The sequence below is a fragment of the Rickettsia honei RB genome, from assembly GCF_000263055.1.
Classification (GTDB): Bacteria; Pseudomonadota; Alphaproteobacteria; order Rickettsiales; family Rickettsiaceae; genus Rickettsia; species Rickettsia rickettsii.
On the sequence record NZ_AJTT01000001.1, the window covers coordinates 264,739 to 286,257 of the forward strand.

The window sequence follows — 21,519 nt, forward strand, 5'->3', positions numbered from 1 at the left end:
CTCATACCCTTAAACGGGTTCATTAGTATTTCCTAAAGGGTCAGTATTAGCATTACTATCTGCTTGTCCACTAAATGTTATTGTACCAAGTTTGTTATCATAACTAATAGTTGGACCACTAAATAAGCCCGCATCACTGTAGTCAATGGTCAGACTATTTAAACCGTTAGATGCGGCTACGTCACTGTTAAGAGGATTATCAGTAGGCTCAAGGTCTTTATGTTTTATTACTAATGGTGCCTCAATGTTAATATTTAATGTATTTGCACCTATTGGCGTTATTGTAACTAATTTAGTATCAACAAATTAGTGATTGATATTTGAGATTTTTAACATATTATTTTTCTTTATATTAATTTAATGTAAGAAAAATATATAAAATAATATTTTAGAAAGCAATAATGTTTTAATAATTAATTAATAACCCGTATTTTTCAAGATATTTATTAATTATAGTGATTATTTCCTCTAAACCATTCTTACTATCTGATTCAGCCCTTGCAACTATAATAGATTCGGTATTAGAGCTACGCAAGAGCCACCAACCATGTGCAGTATTTACCCGTACACCGTCTATATCATTAAACTCTATTTTCTCTTCTAATGATTTTTCTTTAATCTCTTTAATAATTTGTAATTTTAACTCTGAAGGAACAAAAATTTTAATTTCCGGTGTACTATAGCTTTTCGGGACATCCTCTATTATCTCATCTAGAGTTTTACTTGATCTACTAAGTAAATCTAAAAATCTAAGAGCTGCATAAATTGCATCGTCAAAACCAAAATACTTATCGGCAAAGAATATATGCCCGCTCATTTCGCCAGCGAGTAAAGCCTTTGTCTCAAGCATTTTGCTTTTAATAAAAGGATGACCTGTTCGCCATATTATAGGATGTCCTCCATATGATTTTATTTTAGCGACTATAAATTGGCTGACTTTTACATCAACTATTATAGTTGCGTTTGGATTTTCCTTTAAAATATCCTCAGCAAAAATGCATAAAATTTGATCACCTAATAATATTTTACCGCTTGAGCTTATAATGCCGATTCTATCACCGTCACCGTCAAAAGCTATACCAAGGTCACAATTTTGTTCTTTAACCACTTTTATTAACTCCTGCAAATTAGCAGGATTTGTAGGATCAGGATGATGGCTTGGAAAATTCCCGTCAATCTTACTATGTATGATTATATTCTTGTTTGAGAGATGCTTTTTAAGTTCTTCAACAATATCGCCGGTTGCTCCATTGCCGCAATCCCAAGCCACTTTTAATTTTGGATTAATGTTTATTCCATCTAAAATACGTTTTAGGTATTCAGATTGTATGTTATGGATTCCTGCTTTCGCAGGAATGACATAAGGGGATGCTGGTGTGGTATTGGAGTAGTTATCCAAAATCCTAGTCAATAACTCCTGTATCTGATCACCGAAAAAAGGTTTACCGTTTTGTAGTATTTTAAAGCCGTTATCGTCACGAGGATTGTGTGACCCCGTGACCATAATACTACCGGCGGGCGTAAAGTGTTTATCGGCAAAATATAAAACTGGTGTTGGAACTACGCCAATATTTATGATTTCAGCCCCTGCATTAGTTAATCCTAGTTCTAAAGCTTTACAAAGGGTAGGGGAGCTAAGCCGACCGTCTAAACCGACACAGATTTTATCGTTATCTTTCGTTATAGTCATCTCGGCAAAACCAAAGCCGATTTTATAAGCTACTTCTTCCGTTAAATCTTTAAGGCTATTGCCTCTTATATCATAAGCCCTAAAAATTTCTTTGTTAATTTGCATAGAAAACTGTTTTGAATATTATTACATGGCTCTTATGTCATTACTACAAAAGAGCCTTGTTGCATGGCTCGGAAAACCTACTCGATGTTATCCCCGCGTAGGCGGGAATGACATAACACAATCCATGCAACAACACCTGCAAGTCGCTTGCAATGACGAATTTGCATAGTCTAGAAACTAAAGCTCTCACCTAAATACACTTCCTTAACTTTCTTGCTATTTGCTATTTCCTTAGCACTTCCTTCTAATAATACTTTACCTTCAAAAATAACATAAGCACGGTCGACTATATCTAGAGTATCACGTACATTATGGTCGGTAATTAATATACCTATATTAAATTCACGTAAATAAGTAATTAGATTTTTAATATCGGAAATAGCAAGCGGGTCAATACCGGCAAGCGGTTCATCAAGCATGATAAATTTAGGCTCTATTGCAAGTGCACGTGCAATCTCAAGCCTACGCCTTTCACCGCCTGATAAGCTAGCAGCGGATAAATCTTTTAAATGAACTATCGAAAACTTCTCTAACAAATTATGGGTTTTTTGTTCAATTACTTCTTTATCATTGTTAGATATCTCAACTACAGCCTTAATATTATCTTCAACCGACAATTCCCGAAATATCGAAGGTTCTTGAAGAAGATAGCCGAGTCCAAGCCTTGCTCGTAAATAAATAGGCAAGTTGGTAATATTTATATCATTTAAAAGTAATTGTCCTGAGTCCAGTTTCATTAAACCGATAATAATGTTAAAGCAAGTTGTTTTACCGGCTCCATTCGGACCGAATAAACCAACTATCTCTCCTTGTTTTATATTCAAAGATATATCAGTTAATATATTCCTTTTTTTGTAGGATTTTGATATATTTTTAACGTGTAAGCTGTCCATCTTTTTTATTTGTTAAGATTTTGTTGCGTGGATTAATTTTCAACGTCATTGCGAGAAAATTACGTAAGTAATTGACGAAGCAATCCAGTTAAAAATATTAATCTTTAGCATTTTTTTAATTATTTTCTGGATTGTCACACTTCTTGCAATCGCTTGCAATGACGTACCAACGGTAAATAGCTCTATTTTTTAATAATATCTACATAGTAGATTAGTTTATTAGTTTTTAAAACATGATCGTCACGCTGTAATATTACATTACCAAGTAGAATAAGTTGTTTATTATCGCAAAAATATTTAGCACTATCTGCAAGTAATAATTCATTATTTATTTTTCTTTCTACAGTCAATTTAGTAGGGACAACTATATGATCAATAGTTTGCTTTTCATCTATTGTTTTATAAAAAATATATAATTCTTTCGTTCTAAGTATCGCATTATCGAAGTAAACAATAACATTTCCAAGATATGCTACTTTTTGTTTGGTTCTATCAATAATTAAACTATCAGATGTGATATGTAAATTTGAAATATTTTTATCATTAGCATATATTATAGTACTAATTATAAGAAGTAAAACAAGTTTAATAATAGACATCTTTCCAAACTTCGCTTCTGGAGGTAATTTAGACGTCGAATCGGTACTCGTATCCTCAAGTACTCCTTTGTACGCTGCGGCGCTACATTCCATGTCTCCTTTAAATTCCTCTCTATAAGCTGGTTTGGCAAGATGTCTAATCCGATAAATCGATGATTGTAGAGACATTGCCTTTAAAAATTATAATATTATTTTCATCTTTTGTATTAAAACTATCCGAAGTAATTGAAGAGTTTTTGTAAAGTAACTTAGCAGGGGAATGACCGGTTATATTCTTATTTACTAAATCAATCCTTGCATCGTTAGTGTTAAATATGATCTCATCAAAAAAAAGTTTTACATCGTTTTTTAAATCTAATATGTTTGAGTCTTCATCTAAAAAGCCTTCTTTCGCATTGATAATAAGAGTTTGGTCTTGATTTACGTTATAAATAGCATTTATTATATCTAGTTTATATTTGTTATTCGACTCTTTTATAGCTCGTTCAGTTTTAATCTTATACGCATTTAAATTTTTATTTACTCCTTCAAAAATTGAATCTTTCAATATAATATTATACTTTAAATCAAAATTTTTATTGTCTTTTAAACTTTTTTTTGTAACGTTAATATCGTTTTTTTCATTAATATAACCGCTTTTAATTAATATATATCCTATATATAAAATTCCAACTGTTATTAAAAGATATACAGATTTCCAAATTTTTTTTCGCCGTTTATAAGAAGAGGGCATAGATTTTAGCTAACCCCTATGCGTAGTAAATCATGAATATGAATAATGCCTATAATAATATTATCATCAACAATCGGTATATTAGTGATATTCTTGGCTTTCATTAAATTTAAAGCCTCTTTTGCAAATATTTCCGATGAGATATGAATAGGGTTTTTGGTCATAATGCTTGATGCTGTTTTTAAGTGGATTTGATCGTTAATATGACGACGTAAATCCCCATCGGTTATAATTCCCACCAAATTTTGGTTTTTATCTGTTACAAGCGTACAACCTAAACGTTTTTTATTCATAATAATTATAGTTTTGGCAAAGGAAGTATCTTCATATACTAAAGGTATTTCATCACCGCTACGCATTAGGTTTTTAATTTTTGTTAAATTAGCGCCGATTGTACCTCCCGGATGATAAATTTTAAAATCATCTTTAGTAAAGCCTCGTTTTTCATGTATAACAGTCATTAAAGCATCACCGAGTGATAGCATGATTAAAGATGATATAGTAGGAACTCCAATTACAGAAGCTTCCGGGTATTCAGGTACTATTAATAAAAAATCGCTTCTTTTAGCTAAAGTAGAATTTTTATTCATTGTCATTGCAGCAATTTTTATGGAAGAGTTCTTGCAATATTCAATTATATTAAATAGTTCTTTAGTTTCGCCGGAATTAGATAACATAATTACTAGATCATTTCTCGTCACCATACCTAAATCGCCGTGACTTGCTTCTGCCGGATGTAAATAAAAAGCGGGCATACCGGTTGAAGAAAAGCTAGCAGCTATTTTTCTTGCAATATAACCGCTTTTGCCTATACCGGTTAGGATTATCCGTCCTTTGAAAGATAGTAAAAATTCTATAATTCTGTTAAAGTCTTCAGGGATATTTTCGGATAATTTTTCTAAAGCACTTGCTTCACTAGAAATAACCCTCTTTGCGATGATTCGGTAATTATTTGTGTTGGTCATTTATTTACTCATTGTCATACCGTGGCTTGTCCACGGTATCCAGCAAATTATTAGTATTATGAGCTATTTTTGTGGATACCCGAACCGTCTTGCGAGCAGCCGTAGGCTGCACGGCAATCTCATGAAATAATAATAAACTCCTGAGATTGCTTCATCAATTACTTCGTAATTTCCTCGCAATGACGATTAAGCTTCATATCAATTAAAATACTTACGTTCTGTAATTACTTCAGCAGTTTCAGCATTATTATCTTCATTCCAAGCTCGTTTCTTACTAGAATCACGTCGCTGCTCAGGTTCTAAATTGTCCTTAGTATTATTAACATTAGTTTTTGACTTTGTATTATTTGAAGATTTATCTTTATCGGCATTTTTAATAGTTAATTTTGCTTTGCCTTTATTATCAAAGCCTATTAGCTTAACTTTTACTATATCGCCTTGTTTTAAAACACTGCTAACCGTTTCTATTCTTTCTCCTGATACTTCACTAATATGAACAAAGCCGTCTTTATTACCTACATAATTAATAAAAGCACCGGAATCTAAGACTTTCACTACCGTACCGTTAAATATTTCACCAATTTCAGGTTCAACGACAATAGCTTTAATTTTATCTAAGGCAACTTTTAGCTTATCTCTATCTGAAGCATAAACAGACACCGTACCGTCATCGCTGATATCTATTTTAGCACCGCTAATTTCACAAATTTCCTTTATTACTTTACCGCCCGGTCCTATAATATCTCTAATTTTATCCTTATCTATTTTTATAGTAGTAGTAGAAGGAGCATTTTTACTTAGTTCGTTATTTGGTTTACTGATAACTTTATTCATTTGCTCCAGTATATGCAAACGACCGAGTCGTGCTTGCTCTAAAGCTACTTTCATTATTTTAAAATCTACTCCGGATATTTTGATATCCATTTGTAATGCAGTAATCCCTTCGCTAGTTCCTGCAACCTTAAAGTCCATATCACCGAAATAATCTTCATCGCCGAGAATATCCGATAATACGGCAAAATTTTTACCTTCCTTAACAAGTCCCATAGCAATACCCGCAACCGGTGCTTTTATCGGTACGCCGGCATACATTAAAGCAAGAGAACTACCGCAAACAGTTGCCATTGAAGAAGAACCGTTAGATTCCGTAGTTTCGGCAACTACTCTCATAGAATAAGGAAATTGTACTTTATTAGGTAATATTGGATTAATAGCACGCCATGCGAGTTTACCGTGTCCGACTTCACGACGACTAGGTGCTTTCATTGGCATTGCTTCATTTACAGAGTAGGGCGGAAAGATATAATTGAGCATAAAACGCTCTTTATACTCACCCTCTAAACTGTCCACTATCTGCTCATCTAAACTAGTACCGAATGTAGTACTAACTAAGCTTTGCGTTTCACCTCTAGTAAATAGAGCTGAACCATGTGCGGAAGGTAGTAAACCTATTTCACAAGCAATTTGTCTTATATCCGTGGTACTTCTTCCATCGATACGTCTATTTTTTTCTAAAATCTCGTTACGTAATATATCTGATTCAATAGCTTTTAAAGCTGATTCGATTTGATAATTACTATATTTTTTATTTTCTATGTCGCTTACAAAATGTGTAAGAACTTTTTCATGTATTAAATCTAAATTAGTGCTACGTTCTTGTTTAGATTTAATTGCAAAAGCTTGTTCAATTTCTTTTACAAATAACTTCTCAATTTCTTTCTTTAATGAAGCAGGATATAAAGCTTGCATTTCAAGTTTTGGTTTTTTAGCTTCTTCTGCTAGTTCTTTAATTATCTTTATTACCGGCTGAAAGCTTTCAAATCCAAATTTTACGGCTTCTAACATTTGTTCTTCAGAAAGTAAATGAGCTTCTGATTCAACCATCATTACTGAATCTGATGTTCCTGCAACTACTAAATCAAGCTGACTTGTTTTTAATAATGCAAGTGTCGGATTTAAAACAAATTCACCATTGATTAAACCTACTTTACTTGCCGCAACTATTTCTAGATAAGGAGCAGGGGATAGGCTAAGTGCAGCCGATGCACCGATAATTGCAAGTATATCTACCGGAGTTTCAGGATCATATGAAAGAACACTGCAAGTTACATGCGTTTCATTCACAAAAGCCGGATGAAATAATGGTCTAATCGGTCTATCTATTAAACGAGATACTAAAACTTCTCTATCTGATGCTTTTCCCTCATGTTTAAAAAATCCCCCTGGTATCTTACCGGCAGCATATGCCATTTCTCTATAATTAATTGTTAAAGGAAGAAAACCTATGCCCTCTTTTGCTTTGTTAGCTACTACTGCCGTACATAATAAAACGGAATTACCCATTTTTACCGTAACTGCCCCATCAGCTTGCCTTGCTATTTTACCTGTACTAAGCTCAAGAACTTGCCCGTTCCATGTAACACTCTTAGTTATTTCGTTAAACATCTATCTATCTCATTTCATAATTTATATTTTATTGTATTCTACCACGTCATTGCGAGGAAAATTACGAAGTAATTCGACTAAGCAATCTCAGGATATTTGACGAGATTGCCACGCATCCTACTGCTGCTTGCAATGACGATTATCCAACTACTTAATCTTTCTAATTCCTAGCTTACTTATTAAATCTAAATATTTGCTAACATTATTCTTTTTAATATAGTTAAGTAATCTGCGGCGGCGCCCGACTAAAATTAATAATCCGCGTCTTGAAGTATGATCTTTATGGTTAGATTTAAAATGCTCAGTTAAATTATTGATTCTTTCAGTTAAGATAGCACATTGCACTGCACTTGAACCGGTATCATTTTCCGTTATAGCATATTCTTTAATTAATTGTTGTTTACGTTCTGTAGTAATCGACATCGATAATTTCTCCTTAAATATATAGACTTCCAGTTTTAAAAGAAGTCTTGTGTTAAATTAAATACTCGTAAAGAATTAAAGCAACTCTTGTTTAAGCTACCTATTGCAAGCAAAGTGCCTTTATAGCGAACCCACAAAAGATCAACAGACATCTTGCCAAACTCTACTTCTAGAGGTAATTTGTACGTCAATCCGGTACTCGCATCCTCACGTACTAAAGTGTACGCTGTGGTGCTGCGTTCCGTATTTCCTTTAAATTCCTCTCTATAAGCAAATTTGGCAAGATGTCTAAAGTCTTTTTCATAATTAAATAAACATTTCTGTCCATATTTAATTTGCTGTGCTTGGCTGTCAGTTGCATCAAGAACCAGGATGTCGTCCAGTATTGCTTCTATCTTTATACTTTTTTCCTCTAGGGAATTTTTGGTAATTTCGTCAGGCGATTTAATTCGGATAGCATTTTCTTCTTTAAATATTCCAACCTGAGTACGGCGTAATTCTATCACAAATCCTAAACTTTGCAAGGACAATGCCAAATCTTCTGCTAAAGTCCTTATATAAGTACCTTTTGAGCATTCCGTATAGTATGTAGCGGTAGCATTTTTCTCATCAAAATTTAAACATTTTAGATCATAAATAGTTATATTTCGTGGCTTTAATTCTACTTTTTTTTCCTCTCTAGCCAATTTATAAGCTCTTACACCGTTAACTTTAAGAGCTGAAAAAGCCGGCGGTATTTGTGTTACGTTACCGATAAACTTAGAACATACTGCATAAGCTTCTTCTTGAGAAGGGATACTATCTTTCGTTGCTATTACTTTACCGGCATAATCACCGCTATTGGTTTGCATTCCGAATTTTACGGTAAAAACATAGGTTTTTCTAGCATCAATTAGCAGATGTATCAGTTTTGTAGCTTCACCTACGGCAAACGGTAATATTCCTTCCGCTTCTACGTCTAAAGTACCGGCATGTCCTATCTTGGTTTTACCTAGTATTTTTTTTACTATGCTAACAAGTTGAGCAGAACTTATACCTCTTGGTTTATAAATATTTAACCAATAATTACTCATTTTAATTTGATTTTAACTTGACTTAAATTTAGACAATCTTTAATATATAACTCTAGCCAATAGCAAGATAGGTTAGACCAAATAATGACGATTAACCCCAGTAATATAGAAAATTCTTCCTCTAAAATCAATAGCTATTTTTCTAAGCTTACCGATTATATCTGGCCTATAAAACGCCATGAAGTTTCTAAATTTTTATTCATTACTTTATTAATGTTCTGTATTTTATTTATCCAAAATCTAATCAGAGCTTTAAAAGATAGTATTGTTACTACTATGATCGGTGCCGAGATTATCTCGTTTTTGAAGTTTTGGGGAGTGATGCCGTCAGCTTTTTTAATGACTGCTATATATGTAAAGCTTGTTAATAAGATGAAAGCAGAAAATATATTTTATCTTATTATATCAATATTTTTAACATTCTTTGCTCTTTTTGCTTACGTTATTTTTCCAAATCATGAAATGCTGCATTTCAGTCCTGTAACCGTTCAAAATTTAACGGCAAGTTTACCTAATTTAAAATGGTTTATAGTGCTTTTATCAAAATGGAGCTTTTCGTTATTTTATATAATAGCCGAATTATGGCCAAACGTAGTTTTCGCATTACTTTTTTGGCAGTTTGTTAATAATATTACTACAGTAGAAGAATCTAAAAGATTTTATCCGTTATTCGGTTTACTTAGTCAAACAGGTATTTATTTAGCAGGGCAGTTTTTAGAAAATCTAAGTAATATTAATGATTACGTAACTAATAAATTTGCATTGCAATCGTCTTTTCATACACTTTCTATACAAATTATACTAACTATAGTATTAATTTTAGGAATAATGGCTATTAAAACTTTTTGGTTGCTTAATCATAAAGTACTAGACAAAGAGCATATGGCGTTACTCAGGTTTAAAGCAAAGAAAAAATCTATGACTATTGCCGAAAGTTTTCAGATGCTTCTATCATCAAGACATATTAGATTAATTGCAACTTTGCTTATCTGCTATGGCATTGCCATTAATTTAGTAGAAGGTCCTTGGAAAGCAGCAGCTACTAAAATTTATAAAACTCCAACCGAATATGCAGCTTTTATAGGAAGTTATTTGAGCTATACCGGAGTATTTACTATTTTATTTGTCGTACTTGGTTCAAATATAGTTAGAAGACTTGGCTGGTTTACGGCGGCTGTTATCACCCCTTTAATAGTTTTTATTAGCGGTATATTATTTTTTGCCGTTAATAATTTTGAAAGATTTGCCGGCTTAATAATAGCAAATTTTGTTCTAACCGATCCTGCTTTAATTGCTATAACAATAGGTGCTATTCAAAATGTGCTTAGTAAATCAAGCAAATATACCTTATTTGATTCAACAAAAGAAATGGCCTATGTTCCTTTAGATCCGGAAATAAAAATAAAAGGCAAAGCTGCTGCCGACGTGATAGGTACAAAACTCGGTAAATCTGGTAGTGCATTTTTACAATCATTGGTATTTATAATATTACCTTCCGCTAATTATCAATCTATTTCCATCTGTTTAATGATTATATTTACAATTACTTGCTTAACCTGGCTTTGGGCAACTAAAGCACTCAATAAAGAATATAAAAATTCTATTAAATTTTCTCAATAATATTAGTTTTTTCTTGATATTACTAAAATCTCTATATACTATCTTTAATTGACAGTATAACTCAAACTGTGAAAAAAGGATATGTTATGTCATTCCCGCGTAGGCGGGAATCCAGAAAAAAGCGAAATAAATCGAGCTTTTAATTTAAAAATCTAGTGTGCTTAGACTTTTTAGTGACTGGATACCCGCCTACGCGGGAATGACATAGAGGGTAAAGATCAATGTAACAACATCGGCTTGACTACGCATCACTTACAGTTTATGCTAATTAATTTTTGGTTAAATAAGAGGTTTTATGAGTAAAGACGGTAACCTAGATACAAGTGAATTTGATCCTTTAGCAAATAAGGAATATACAGAAGAACAAAAGCAAACATTAGAACAAGAGCAAAAAGAATTTTTATCTCAAACTACAACCCCAGAACTAGAAGCTGACGATGGTTTTATCGTTACTTCTGCATCTTCTGCTCAATCTACCCCTTCAATGAGTGCTTTATCGGGCAATATCTCTCCTGACAGTCAGACATCAGACCCAATAACCAAGGCTGTAAGAGAAACAATTATACAACCGCAAAAAGATAATTTAATAGAACAAATATTAAAAGACCTGGCAGCCCTTACAGACCGTGATTTAGCTGAACAAAAAAGAAAAGAAATAGAAGAAGAAAAAGAAAAAGATAAAACATTAAGTACTTTTTTCGGTAATCCGGCTAATAGAGAATTTATTGATAAGGCTTTAGAAAATCCTGAGCTTAAAAAGAAATTAGAATCAATAGAAATAGCCGGCTATAAAAATGTGCATAATACATTTAGCGCCGCTAGTGGATACCCTGGTGGATTTAAACCGGTACAGTGGGAAAATCACATAAGTGCAAGCGATCTTAGAGCAACAGTAGTTAAAAATGATGCAGGTGATGAACTCTGTACCTTAAATGAAACAACTGTTAAAACTAAGCCTTTTACTTTAGCTAAACAAGACGGTACTCAGGTTCAGATCAGCTCATATAGGGAAATAGATTTTCCTATAAAACTTGATAAAGCCGATGGGTCAATGCATTTATCGATGGTAGCATTAAAAGCTGATGGCACAAAGCCCTCCAAAGATAAAGCCGTATATTTCACTGCCCACTACGAAGAAGGACCAAACGGTAAACCTCAACTTAAAGAAATAAGCTCACCAAAACCTTTAAAATTTGCCGGAACCGGAGATGACGCAATAGCTTATATAGAGCATGGTGGAGAAATTTATACACTTGCGGTAACACGCGGTAAATATAAAGAAATGATGAAGGAGGTAGAACTAAACCAAGGGCAGAGCGTTGATTTATCACAAGCTGAAGATATTATAATAGGACAAGGACAAAGTAAGGAAAAACCACTAATAACTCCACAGCAAACAACAAGTTCATCGGTTGAACCACCTCAGTATAAACAACAAGTACCGCCAATTACTCCTACTAACCAACCACTGCAACCTGAGACTTCACAAATGCCACAGTCGCAACAAGTGAATCCAAATCTTCTTAATGCAGCTACGGCTTTATCAGGCAACATGCAAGATTTATTAAATTATGTAAATACAGGTTTAGCAAAAGAAATTGATAGCAATAAACAAATTGATTTAATTAAAGAAGCAGCCACGGCAATTCTTAATAATGAGAAAAGTGATATTGCTGAAAAGCAGGCTAATATCATTGCTTTAGCTGAAAATACGGTCAATAATAAAAACCTCAAACCGGATGCAAAAGTAACTGGAGTCAATGCAGTATTAGAAACCATAAAAAATGATCAGAATACCCCAGACCTAGAAAAATCAAAAATGCTTGAAGCTACAGTAGCTATCGTTTTAAATTCAGAGAATCTTGAGCCGAAGCAAAAACAGCAGATGTTAGAAAAGGCAGTAGGTGTCGGTTTAAGTCTTAAAGATGATGCAAGTAGAGCTGCAGCAATTGACGGTATTAAGGATGTTGTAATAAAAAGTAACCTTTCTACTGAAGATAAATGGACAATGCTTATAACAGTAGGTGATAAGGTTAATGTCTCTGAATTAAGCAATGCGGAAAAACAAAAATTATTAGGTTCTGTATTAAAGAAAGGTGTAGAAGCCCAAGTTCTCAGTCCGGCACAACAACAATTGATTCAGCAGAATTTAGATAAGATTACGGCAGAACAAACTAAAAAAGATACAATAAAAAAAGTCAATAATATTTTGTTTGATCCTCTAAGTAATACTGAATTAAAAACAACAAACATACAAGCCATTACGTCTAATGTTTTAGATGGTCCGGCTACAGCAGAAGTCAAAGGCGAAATCATTCAAGAAATTACTAACATAGTTGCAGGAAGCTCGCTTGAAGCTCAAGACAAAGCAGCGATTGTTAAAGGGGTAGGCGAGACTATAGCTACTCATAGTGATAACTCTTTATCCTTACCTAATAAAGCACTTATTATGGCATCAGCGGAAAAAGGTATTGCAGAAAGTCAGACCAATTTACCTGATAGAGAGCTAATGACTAAAGGGTTAGTAGACGGTATTTATGAAGGCAAAGGAGGTCCTGAAATAACTAAGGCAGTTTCTAGCGGGATCGATAATAGTAATATTAATGACTCTGAGAAAGAGGCACTTAAAAAAGCTAAAGATGCAGCGAGTGAGGCAGCTTTAGATAGAGACACTCAAAATTTAACTGAAGGGTTAAAAGGACAGAATATAGAAGAACACAAGCCTCACGATGATATATATAACAGAGCTCGAGAAGTAATTAACGCTGTTAATCCTGTTATAGAAGCATTAGAAAAATCTAAAGAACCGGTAGTGTCGGCAGAAGAAAGAATTGTACAAGAAACTTCTAGTATATTAAATAATATCTCTAAGCTTGCAGTTGAGAAAGTCAATAATTTTCGTGCTATGCTTTCTCCAAATGGTAACCTTAAAACTCTTGAAGAAACAAAAGAGGAATCAATAAAAAAAGTAGATGAGCTGGTAAAGGCATTTGGTACTAAATCTTCTACTGAAGAACAGCAAAGTTTCATTAAAGCTAATTTAATTGATGATAAAACTTTATCTAAAGAGGTACGTTTACAAACTATAGATAAGTTATTACAAGAACAAAAACGAGCAGAAGCAATTGAAAACCCTAGTGTTAAAACGGAAGATGTAAGGGTAGTATCAGGAAAGTCTAAATTAAAACCTATAAGTAAAGATAATCCAGATATTGAAAAAGCTAAAATGGTAGTAGGAAGAGATAGAGTTAATATCAAAGGGAATATAAAAATTATGGGAGCATTAATGAATGCAAGAGATATCATTCAGTCGGAAAATTTAAATAAATCAACACCTATTAAAAGAGCGTCCTCCCCTCCACAACGCTGATCAAGATTTGTATTCTGTATATTATCAAGGCAAGCAATGTTATGTCCGCTTCTGCGGGGATGACATAAATTATATCACAACGTAATCAGAATGGCAGCTTGCCGTTATGCATTAGTTTTTAGTTTTTCTTTCCAGCTAAACATTTTACTAAATTATTAACGGCTTGTTGTTCTTCCGTGCTATTAATTTTCATAAAATTTCTTGAAACTTCAATGCACATACGTTGATGTTGAGTATGTACGGGCTGCGGTTTATTAGCTTCTTCTAAACCTTCAAAGAAATAATCAATATTCCTATCTAAAGCTTCTGCGATTAGTACTAGCCTTCCTACAGAAATTCTATTAATTGCTTTTTCGTATTTTTGTAATTGTTGATGCGTAACATCAATTACTTCAGCCAGTTGTTGACGAGACAACCCCTTAGCGAGTCTTAAAGAATAAATTTTCTTGCCGATAAAACTATCGATTTTTTGTATAATATCGTTTTTTCTACCCATTATCCTCTCCTTGGTTACTAATTATATCTATATTTAAAAATTTTCTTTGAACAAAAATGATATTATCCTATATTATTATAAAACATGTGGTTATTAATAATTTAATACCGTTAAACTTATCCAAGTGTAGGTAGAAATAATACCATAAATTAATATTATAAGCAACTATAAAATAACATTTTTTAAGTTTTTTGTAATCATTTGGTAAATAATTATTAAAGAATAAAATTATTTCTTATCAAATAAAAATATCATAAGAACTTTAAAATTATTTTTAAAATATGAATACCTTATGTTTTAAAAACTTATTTACTGAAGCATAAATTAACAATTTATAAAAAATAAAATTTTGGTGCATTATAGAAAAATATAAAATTAATGAAAGGAAAATTTCATTTCTATATTAATATTTCAAATCAAGGATAAAGTATAGTTTCATTTTAATTATAAATTAATTATTTACAGCGAACTTATTTAAGATTAAATATAAAATTAATAATAACAACTTAGCTTTTATAATGAGAAAAATTTTTAATTGTCTTTACGTAGCCTTATTTAGAACAATAGAAGATGATGGCGTTGAACATTCGGGATATATGTCATTCATGATACTTTTATCTATTTTCCCTTTCCTAGTATTCTTATTAGCTTTAACAAGCTTTTTAGGAGCTTCAGAACTTGGTCAAAATTTTATACAAATTTTTCTAGAGAGTCTTCCGGAACAAGCAACGGAATCAATAGAAAAAAGAATACGCGAATTACTAAGTGCTCCTCCTCAAAGTTTAATGAATCTTGCCATAGTAGGCAGTATTTGGACTGCTTCTTCTTTTGTAGAATGTTTAAGGACTATTTTAAATCGTGTATATCAAATAAAATCTCCACCCCCTTATATAAGAAGAAGATTACTTAGTATTATACAGTTTCTTATAATTAGTGCATTGATTACCTTTACTATGTTTCTTTTAGTGGTGATTCCAATATTATTTACAAAAATTCCGATAATATTAGAGACCATTGAAAAATATAAGATCATTTTAAATTTTATAAGATATTTTTTAATTTTAATTTTATTATTTTTAGGTGCCTCATCTTTGTATTATATATTACCTAATGTAAAACTAAATTTTATTGATGTATTTCCAGGGGCTTTATTAACTGTGATATTATGGATAATAAGCGGCTATTTGCTTTCAACTTATATAGTCTACTATAATCAATTAAATCTAATGTATGGTTCACTTGGTAGTATAATAGTTACATTAATATTCTTCTATATTATAAATATGATATTTATCTATGGTGCGGAATTTAATTATCTAATGAAAAATTATGAAAATATAGAGTGAAGTGCAGCTTAAAGCAATTCATCAGAAAAATAAAATACTTAATTGAAACAATTTCGGCAGTTTTATATTTAATATTTTATATCAATCTTTATTTTAGTTGTAAAAACAATTATTGTTTAGTTTTTAGGTTTTGTGAACAAAATACAAATTATTTAAAAAAATCCGGTTTAAATAACATAAAGCTCGCCTGAGATGATGTCGGTAATGGAGTTAAATTATATTGTGGATCGAAAGCATTCCCGTAAATTTTTTCTATTGTTTGGAGCGAACTTGGAGATTTTAAAGCCAACAATATTGACTTTAAAATAGTAAAAATTGCTATATATGGATCGGTTTCGGGGGAAGATAAGCGATGTTCTAAACGTTTGGGAAAAGCATTTGGAGTTCGTACGGCTACGCTTCTATTATTTCCACCGTACGATATATGCGTAGGAGCCATAAATTTTTTATTTATCCGTGAATAATCTAGAGTAGTAGGCATAAAAGCGAGTAGGGTGTCTAACATATAGTGACATAGCCCTTGTGCTGCTAAAATTATATAATAATCATTGAACTCGGAATTAAAATTAATATGAAAATGCATACTATTACCATAATCATCCAAAAACGGCTTAGGCGAAAAATCTATATAACCGTTTAACTGCTGTGCCATTTTTTTTAAAATAGTTTTAACCTCTAATATATTTTTTATATATTGTATTAAGTTTACAGAAGGGGGAAGATCTATTTCAAATTGGTTATTGCCTTTTTCTTTTTTTATTTTAGCAATTTTAAATCTAGCTAAGTATTTTCTTGAAAGTATTTCAAATTTAGCTATATCAATATTGTGACTTAAATAAAACTCTATTTCTACGCCAATAATAGGGATTAGGTTATAGTCTTGATGAAATTGTGCTATTATTTTTTCTAGCTGTTTATTTTTTTGTAAACGACCGGATAAAGTATTAATAAAACTATTATAATTAATATGGGATATTTTCATGGAAGGATTAATAAACGGATCAGTTTATTATAAAATTTTTGATAAAACATTCAATAATTCTAGTCATAGATATATAAAAAAAAATAACTCTATAAATGAAACAGAAATAGTTGAAAACAAAAAATCTATTACTACTTATTTTAAAGCACAAGATATTTTAATTTTAAACCAAGTACATGGCAATCAAATTGTTAATGCTGATGAGTCCATAATTGCCGTACCTGAAGCAGATGGCAGCATTACAACTAAGAAAAATTTAGTATTAGCGGTACAATCAGCAGATTGTGTACCGGTATTACTTGCAAGCGGCGACGGTAAAATAATCGGAGCGGCACATGCAGGTTGGAAAGGAAGTATAAATAATATTATTAGTAATATAGTTACTAAAATAACAGAAAAAGGAGCAAAGAATTTAATAGCAGTGATAGGTCCTGCTATAGCTCAAAGTTCATATGAAGTTGATGATGAATATTATAAAGCTTTCTTAAGTAAGGATATTAACAATAAACAGTTTTTTATAAACTCTATAAAAGAAAATCATTATATGTTTGATTTACCGGCTTTTGTAGAGTTAAAACTTAAAGAAGCAGGCGTCAAAGATATAAAAAATATTGCTGAAGATACTTACACAAATCCGTTAAAATATCCAAGTAAAAGACGCTCATATCATTTGCAAGAACCTTATAATCAGAATATATTATCAGCTATCGTAATGAAATAATGGCATTGCTAAATAAATATTGATGGTTTGAAAAAGCTACACCATTGCAAGGAGGCGTTGTTGCATGGACACTGAGTCATCATTGTGAGCAGCAGTAGGCTGCGTGGCAATCTAGAAAATAATTAAAAAATTCTGTAAATTAGAATTTTTTACTGGGTTGCTTTGTCAATTACTGTGTAATTTCCTTGTAATGACGGGAAAACCGGTCTACGCAACAATGCTCGCTCGCAATAACGATATCTATCTTTATTTAGCAATGCCAAAATAACTCTTCATTTATCGGAGTATATTAATGAATCAAGATAAACCTTACTATCAAATAGTTTATGCACCAAACGATATTTTTAAAAAACAAGCAGAATATATAGACATTGTTGATGATAATATTCGTACTATTATCGATAAAATGCTTCAGAATTTACATATAGAAAGGGCAGTGGGCTTGGGTGCTAATATGGTAGGAATATTAAAGCGTATAGCGGTAGTTGACCTACATGAAAATAATAAATCATCGCCTATAGTTTTTATTAATCCGGACATAACTTATTTTTCAGAAGAAAAACAAACTTTTATTGAGGGTTCTTTATCGTTTCCAGGCATTGAAGCATCTATTACACGATCAAAAGCAATCAAGGTAAAATATCTTGATTATAACGGTAATAAGCAAGAACTAGCAGCAGAAGGCTTTTTAGCAACTGTAATTCAGCATGAAATAGATTATTTAAACGGCAAAACTTTCTTAGATTATTTATCAAAACTTAAGCGTGATACACTAATTAAAAAGATGCTAAAGCATATAAAACTCCATCCTCCACATATTCACGGTAGCGGTTGTAGGCATTAGACATTTTCTCAAACTTCGCTTCTATTCTAGAGGTAATTTTATACATCAAGCCTAGACTCGTATCCTCACGTACTAGTTTGTACGCTGCGGTGACAAGTGCTTTCGTGTCTCCTTTAAATTCCTCTCTATAAGTGTTTGGAAAGATGTCTATTAAAGTTTTTGACATTTAAATTTAAAATAAAGTAAAAAATGGTCTCTTTTGTTTTAGATTCTTCAATTGCTTTATCATGGCTTATGCCTGATGAAGTAGCAAGCTTGGATATACTAGATAAAACCATAACAGAAGGAGCAATTGTCCCTGCTATTTGGGGGCTTGAGATTGGAAATGTATTATTATGTGCAGAGCGTGCAAAACGTCTTACTGCAAATCAACGTCACCAAGCAATTTATACTTTATTTAAAGGATCTTTATATCAAAATTGATCAAATAACATTGGAACATATATGGTTTGAGACAATGGATTTAGCCGTACAATATGGATTAACACTTTATGATGCTAGCTGTGGGTTACCAATAGCAACACTTGATAAATCCTTAAAACAAGCAAGTAAAGCCGCTGGGGTCGTAGTATTGTGATCACATCTTCACAAGTCGTAGCCAAGCTGCCCAGTCACGTTTGCCTAAATCTTCTTCAAACGATAATAAATCTTTTACCGTCTGCTTACATATTTCTACGGAAGGGATTATAAGCTCTTGTTCTTTTGTAGAATTTAGTAGGCATTGCGTTTTACAAGCTTGTTCTAAATGGTAAGTATAAAACATAGCTTCATGAATAGTTTTTCCACAGGTAATAGCACCGTGATTACGAAGTAACATCACATAATTCTGTTTAAGGTCAGTAACAAGTCTACTACTCTGTTTGTCGGCATCTAGTACTAGAGAATTATAATTATGATATGATATTCTGTCGTAAAAATGTAATGCCCATTGACTGATCGGTAAAAGCCCGCATTTTAAAGCAGAAACGGCAATAGCTGCAGGAGTATGATAATGAAAAATAGCAGAAATATCAGGGCGTGTTTTATAAATACTACCATGAATAAAGTAACCGGTTTTATTATATTGATATTCTTCTCCTTCTAAAATTTGTCCGTCTAAACTAACTTTTAAAAGATTCTCTGTAGTTACTTCTTCAAATCTGAGTCCAAAAGGATAAATATAGTAAAAAACGGCATTTTTAGGTCTTGCGGATAGATGCGTATAAGTATGATCATCCAGCGATAAATACGCCATTATTCGGTAAGCGGCAGCTAAATTATATTTTATATCCATAATTGTTAAAATCTATATTGGTTTTATGTTATTCTCGGGTGATATTGTTGCGTGAATCAGCTTTCCCATCTGAGCTACGGAAATTGCATAGCAATTGATGAAGCAATCTCAGAAGTCTGTTATTATTTTATGAGATTGCCACGCAAGTACTACAACTGCTCACAATGATGGGGTAATATCTACACAACAAGGCCACACAGGAATGACATAGGAGCTGTGCAACAAATCCTCAACGCTATTTAAAAGGAGCGTATACCGCTTCTTCCTTTGTTTCTATAATCGCTTCTTTAGGAGCTTTTATGCATTCTTGTAAGGATTTCTTACCTAAATACGGTACTAGATTATAATTTAATATATAACATTGTAAATTATCTTTCTTACCGCTAAAGTTAAATTCAATTTTATTGCCTTGCTCCAATAGCTTTTTAACTTCTGTTGTTTGCTTGATAAAATTCTTTTGTTCTAAGTTTAAGTGTTTGATTCTTAGTATATTTTTTACTACGGAAAACGTAGAAACAGCAAGAAGCAGAAGGAATATAAATAATTCTTTATTACTTTGCTTGTGTAAGAAAATACTATTTTTAACATACGAAGCTGCAATCATTCCAATAGCTATAACATAACATCCAAGATATCTAAGTAACGATGCCCCTCTAATTGCCTCTTCATAACTAAAGTTAAAGAAATATAAATATAACCGCCACAAAGCAAAAATTATAAAACACGCAAACGTACTTATCAGGAAAAATTTATATTCTTTCAGCACATCCGGTTTATATTTATGAATTCCGTACCATGCAGCTATACAAATAGTATATACAACTAAACTTCCTTCTTTTAATAAGAATAACAAGAGAAATTTACCGTAATTTAGTAATAATGATCTATGCTGTTCATTAAAATTTTCAGCAATATATACTAAATTGCTAAAACTATGTTCGCATCTGTCAAAAAAATCATGGGTGTTTTTAAAATAACTCATCCAAATAAAATTACACACAATAGGTAAAGTAAGTAAAATCAGATACGTAATATAATCACTTGATTTTTTAGGCTTTTTATAAAAAATTGTATAATGAACTATAAGAATTATCGAAGCAAAACTAGCAAGCCATGTTCCAATTTCTCGGAAAGAGGCAAGTAATATCGTAATAGGTAAAATAAGCAATAATGCTTTTTTCTTGTCTTCCGCAAGGATATAAATTGCAAAAATAGCTCCGAACATTAAACCAATAGTACTATCGTTATATATTGAACGAATTCCGGTCGTATATAATACTACGCCGCAAAGTAAAAGTGAAAACAACATTCCGGTTTGCCACAATTTCTTATTTGCGGCTAAAGGAGCTAGAAATGCTAAATGTAATAAGAAATGAGCAAATAATACGTTACCGTCCGAATAACCTGAAAGTAGCAGCATAAAATAATGATAAACGGCAGCTCCTCTTGGATAATGGGCATGAGTAGTAATAATGGAAGTTAACGAAGACTGATTTTCAAAAACACCGAAATATAACAATTCTTTAGTAAATATTCCCCAATGTGAGAAATCATCATAAGAATGCAGCGATGCATCTCTGGTATAAAGAAAAAACAAAAGAATCAATAAAGTAAATACAATGATTTCAATTATATTTTTTCTAGATTCCTGCTTCCACAGAAATGACATGAAGGAGGTATTCTTGCGTAGATCAAGAAATGCGTGCGGTTTCATACCGTGGTTTGACCACGGTATCCAAAAATATAACTTAAAAATACTAAACATTTTTAACTGGATCCCGCGATCAAGTCGCGGTATGACAGGAGCGGAACCACCCCCTACAACAACGCCTATAAAATGCAGGAATGACATGAAAGCTAAAAATATACCGATGAAATAATATATATATGTTGCAGCCGGTAATATCTTTAACATAGCAAAACAATATAAAATCGGTACTA

Annotated in this window: 18 protein-coding genes and 2 pseudogenes; 7 read left to right on the forward strand and 13 right to left on the reverse strand. The window is 32.2% G+C overall.

The window, feature by feature from the left end:
* Positions 1-9 precede the first annotated feature (9 nt).
* From WSW_RS1000000113800 to truB, 9 genes are all read right to left on the reverse strand, one after another.
* Positions 10-282 carry a hypothetical protein gene (locus tag WSW_RS1000000113800; protein WP_338000710.1) on the reverse strand — a complete coding sequence of 91 codons (273 nt, stop codon included), beginning with the start codon at positions 280-282 and terminating at the stop codon, positions 10-12.
* Positions 283-406: 124 nt separating this feature from the next.
* Positions 407-1,795, reverse strand: coding sequence for a phosphomannomutase/phosphoglucomutase (locus WSW_RS0101580; protein WP_016916807.1), 1,389 nt, complete (start codon positions 1,793-1,795; stop codon positions 407-409).
* A gap of 170 nt (positions 1,796-1,965) precedes the next feature.
* Positions 1,966-2,688 carry an LPS export ABC transporter ATP-binding protein gene (gene lptB / locus WSW_RS0101590; protein WP_004995684.1) on the reverse strand — a complete coding sequence of 241 codons (723 nt, stop codon included), beginning with the start codon at positions 2,686-2,688 and terminating at the stop codon, positions 1,966-1,968.
* Positions 2,689-2,870: 182 nt separating this feature from the next.
* On the reverse strand, positions 2,871-3,287 hold the full coding sequence (locus WSW_RS0101595; protein ID WP_029374939.1) for an LptA/OstA family protein: 417 nt from the start codon (positions 3,285-3,287) through the stop codon (positions 2,871-2,873).
* A 136-nt stretch (positions 3,288-3,423) separates the two neighbouring features.
* Complete coding sequence (gene lptC / locus WSW_RS0101600; protein WP_016916810.1) at positions 3,424-4,020, reverse strand: LPS export ABC transporter periplasmic protein LptC; 597 nt, start codon at positions 4,018-4,020, stop codon at positions 3,424-3,426.
* Between the two features lie 5 nt (positions 4,021-4,025).
* Entirely contained in the window at positions 4,026-4,985 is a 960-nt protein-coding gene (locus tag WSW_RS0101605; RefSeq protein ID WP_004995680.1) for a KpsF/GutQ family sugar-phosphate isomerase, read from the reverse strand.
* 198 nt (positions 4,986-5,183) lie between these two features.
* Positions 5,184-7,430 (reverse strand): polyribonucleotide nucleotidyltransferase, encoded by a 2,247-nt coding sequence (pnp, locus tag WSW_RS0101610; RefSeq protein WP_016916811.1) that lies wholly within the window; start codon positions 7,428-7,430, stop codon positions 5,184-5,186.
* Positions 7,431-7,577: 147 nt separating this feature from the next.
* A complete protein-coding gene (gene rpsO / locus WSW_RS0101615) occupies positions 7,578-7,853 on the reverse strand; it encodes a 30S ribosomal protein S15 (RefSeq protein WP_004995678.1) in 276 nt (91 codons plus the stop codon).
* A gap of 35 nt (positions 7,854-7,888) precedes the next feature.
* Positions 7,889-8,926 (reverse strand): tRNA pseudouridine(55) synthase TruB, encoded by a 1,038-nt coding sequence (truB, locus tag WSW_RS0101620; protein WP_016916812.1) that lies wholly within the window; start codon positions 8,924-8,926, stop codon positions 7,889-7,891.
* 84 nt (positions 8,927-9,010) lie between these two features.
* Here truB and tlc4 point away from each other — a divergent pair, with 84 nt between their 5' ends.
* Both tlc4 and WSW_RS0101630 read left to right on the forward strand, forming a co-directional pair.
* Positions 9,011-10,546, forward strand: coding sequence for an NTP/NDP exchange transporter Tlc4 (gene tlc4 / locus WSW_RS0101625; protein WP_016916813.1), 1,536 nt, complete (start codon positions 9,011-9,013; stop codon positions 10,544-10,546).
* A gap of 295 nt (positions 10,547-10,841) precedes the next feature.
* A complete protein-coding gene (locus WSW_RS0101630; protein WP_016916814.1) occupies positions 10,842-13,916 on the forward strand; it encodes a Sca4 family spreading effector in 3,075 nt (1,024 codons plus the stop codon).
* A 118-nt stretch (positions 13,917-14,034) separates the two neighbouring features.
* Here WSW_RS0101630 and WSW_RS0101635 read toward each other — a convergent pair whose 3' ends face one another.
* Positions 14,035-14,412: a helix-turn-helix domain-containing protein gene (locus WSW_RS0101635; RefSeq protein WP_010977292.1), complete on the reverse strand. Its 378-nt coding sequence runs from the start codon at positions 14,410-14,412 to the stop codon at positions 14,035-14,037.
* Between the two features lie 518 nt (positions 14,413-14,930).
* Here WSW_RS0101635 and WSW_RS0101640 point away from each other — a divergent pair.
* Entirely contained in the window at positions 14,931-15,758 is an 828-nt protein-coding gene (locus WSW_RS0101640) for a YihY/virulence factor BrkB family protein (protein ID WP_010977294.1), read from the forward strand.
* A gap of 148 nt (positions 15,759-15,906) precedes the next feature.
* Here the strand turns inward: WSW_RS0101640 and WSW_RS0101645 are convergent, their stop codons facing one another.
* The gene (locus WSW_RS0101645) at positions 15,907-16,740 is read right to left on the reverse strand and encodes a type I glutamate--ammonia ligase (RefSeq protein ID WP_016916815.1); all 834 of its coding nucleotides are present in this window, start codon (positions 16,738-16,740) and stop codon (positions 15,907-15,909) included.
* Here WSW_RS0101645 and pgeF point away from each other — a divergent pair.
* From pgeF to WSW_RS1000000114085, 4 genes and pseudogenes are all read left to right on the forward strand, one after another.
* Entirely contained in the window at positions 16,739-17,461 is a 723-nt protein-coding gene (gene pgeF / locus WSW_RS0101650) for a peptidoglycan editing factor PgeF (RefSeq protein WP_012150859.1), read from the forward strand. The two genes, WSW_RS0101645 and pgeF, sit on opposite strands and share 2 nt — an antisense overlap.
* 101 nt (positions 17,462-17,562) lie before the next feature.
* Positions 17,563-17,645: pseudogene (locus WSW_RS1000000114080) on the forward strand (lytic transglycosylase domain-containing protein); the annotation flags it as partial.
* Between the two features lie 108 nt (positions 17,646-17,753).
* Positions 17,754-18,305, forward strand: a complete 552-nt coding sequence (gene def, locus WSW_RS0101655; RefSeq protein WP_016916816.1) for a peptide deformylase — start codon at positions 17,754-17,756, stop codon at positions 18,303-18,305.
* Between the two features lie 189 nt (positions 18,306-18,494).
* Positions 18,495-18,882: pseudogene (locus tag WSW_RS1000000114085) on the forward strand (type II toxin-antitoxin system VapC family toxin).
* Here the strand turns inward: WSW_RS1000000114085 and WSW_RS0101665 are convergent.
* Both WSW_RS0101665 and WSW_RS0101670 read right to left on the reverse strand, forming a co-directional pair.
* A complete protein-coding gene (locus WSW_RS0101665) occupies positions 18,883-19,578 on the reverse strand; it encodes a class II aldolase/adducin family protein (protein WP_010977301.1) in 696 nt (231 codons plus the stop codon). It lies immediately after the preceding pseudogene.
* Positions 19,579-19,813: 235 nt separating this feature from the next.
* On the reverse strand, positions 19,814-21,493 hold the full coding sequence (locus tag WSW_RS0101670) for a hypothetical protein (RefSeq protein ID WP_338000503.1): 1,680 nt from the start codon (positions 21,491-21,493) through the stop codon (positions 19,814-19,816).
* Between the last annotated feature and the right edge of the window lie 26 nt (positions 21,494-21,519).

What these genes read in the sequence shown, in the direction of transcription:
- WSW_RS0101580 (WP_016916807.1), bottom strand. Translation starts at nt 1,795, where the DNA reads ATGCAAATTAACAAAGAAATTTTTAGGGCTTATGATATAAGAGGCAAT.
- lptB (WP_004995684.1), bottom strand. Translation starts at nt 2,688, where the DNA reads ATGGACAGCTTACACGTTAAAAATATATCAAAATCCTACAAAAAAAGG.
- WSW_RS0101595 (WP_029374939.1), bottom strand. Translation starts at nt 3,287, where the DNA reads ATGTCTATTATTAAACTTGTTTTACTTCTTATAATTAGTACTATAATA.
- lptC (WP_016916810.1), bottom strand. Translation starts at nt 4,020, where the DNA reads ATGCCCTCTTCTTATAAACGGCGAAAAAAAATTTGGAAATCTGTATAT.
- WSW_RS0101605 (WP_004995680.1), bottom strand. Translation starts at nt 4,985, where the DNA reads ATGACCAACACAAATAATTACCGAATCATCGCAAAGAGGGTTATTTCT.
- pnp (WP_016916811.1), bottom strand. Translation starts at nt 7,430, where the DNA reads ATGTTTAACGAAATAACTAAGAGTGTTACATGGAACGGGCAAGTTCTT.
- rpsO (WP_004995678.1), bottom strand. Translation starts at nt 7,853, where the DNA reads ATGTCGATTACTACAGAACGTAAACAACAATTAATTAAAGAATATGCT.
- truB (WP_016916812.1), bottom strand. Translation starts at nt 8,926, where the DNA reads ATGAGTAATTATTGGTTAAATATTTATAAACCAAGAGGTATAAGTTCT.
- tlc4 (WP_016916813.1), top strand. Translation starts at nt 9,011, where the DNA reads ATGACGATTAACCCCAGTAATATAGAAAATTCTTCCTCTAAAATCAAT.
- WSW_RS0101630 (WP_016916814.1), top strand. Translation starts at nt 10,842, where the DNA reads ATGAGTAAAGACGGTAACCTAGATACAAGTGAATTTGATCCTTTAGCA.
- WSW_RS0101635 (WP_010977292.1), bottom strand. Translation starts at nt 14,412, where the DNA reads ATGGGTAGAAAAAACGATATTATACAAAAAATCGATAGTTTTATCGGC.
- WSW_RS0101640 (WP_010977294.1), top strand. Translation starts at nt 14,931, where the DNA reads ATGAGAAAAATTTTTAATTGTCTTTACGTAGCCTTATTTAGAACAATA.
- pgeF (WP_012150859.1), top strand. Translation starts at nt 16,739, where the DNA reads ATGGAAGGATTAATAAACGGATCAGTTTATTATAAAATTTTTGATAAA.
- WSW_RS0101645 (WP_016916815.1), bottom strand. Translation starts at nt 16,740, where the DNA reads ATGAAAATATCCCATATTAATTATAATAGTTTTATTAATACTTTATCC.
- def (WP_016916816.1), top strand. Translation starts at nt 17,754, where the DNA reads ATGAATCAAGATAAACCTTACTATCAAATAGTTTATGCACCAAACGAT.
- WSW_RS0101665 (WP_010977301.1), bottom strand. Translation starts at nt 19,578, where the DNA reads ATGGATATAAAATATAATTTAGCTGCCGCTTACCGAATAATGGCGTAT.
- WSW_RS0101670 (WP_338000503.1), bottom strand. Translation starts at nt 21,493, where the DNA reads ATGTTAAAGATATTACCGGCTGCAACATATATATATTATTTCATCGGT.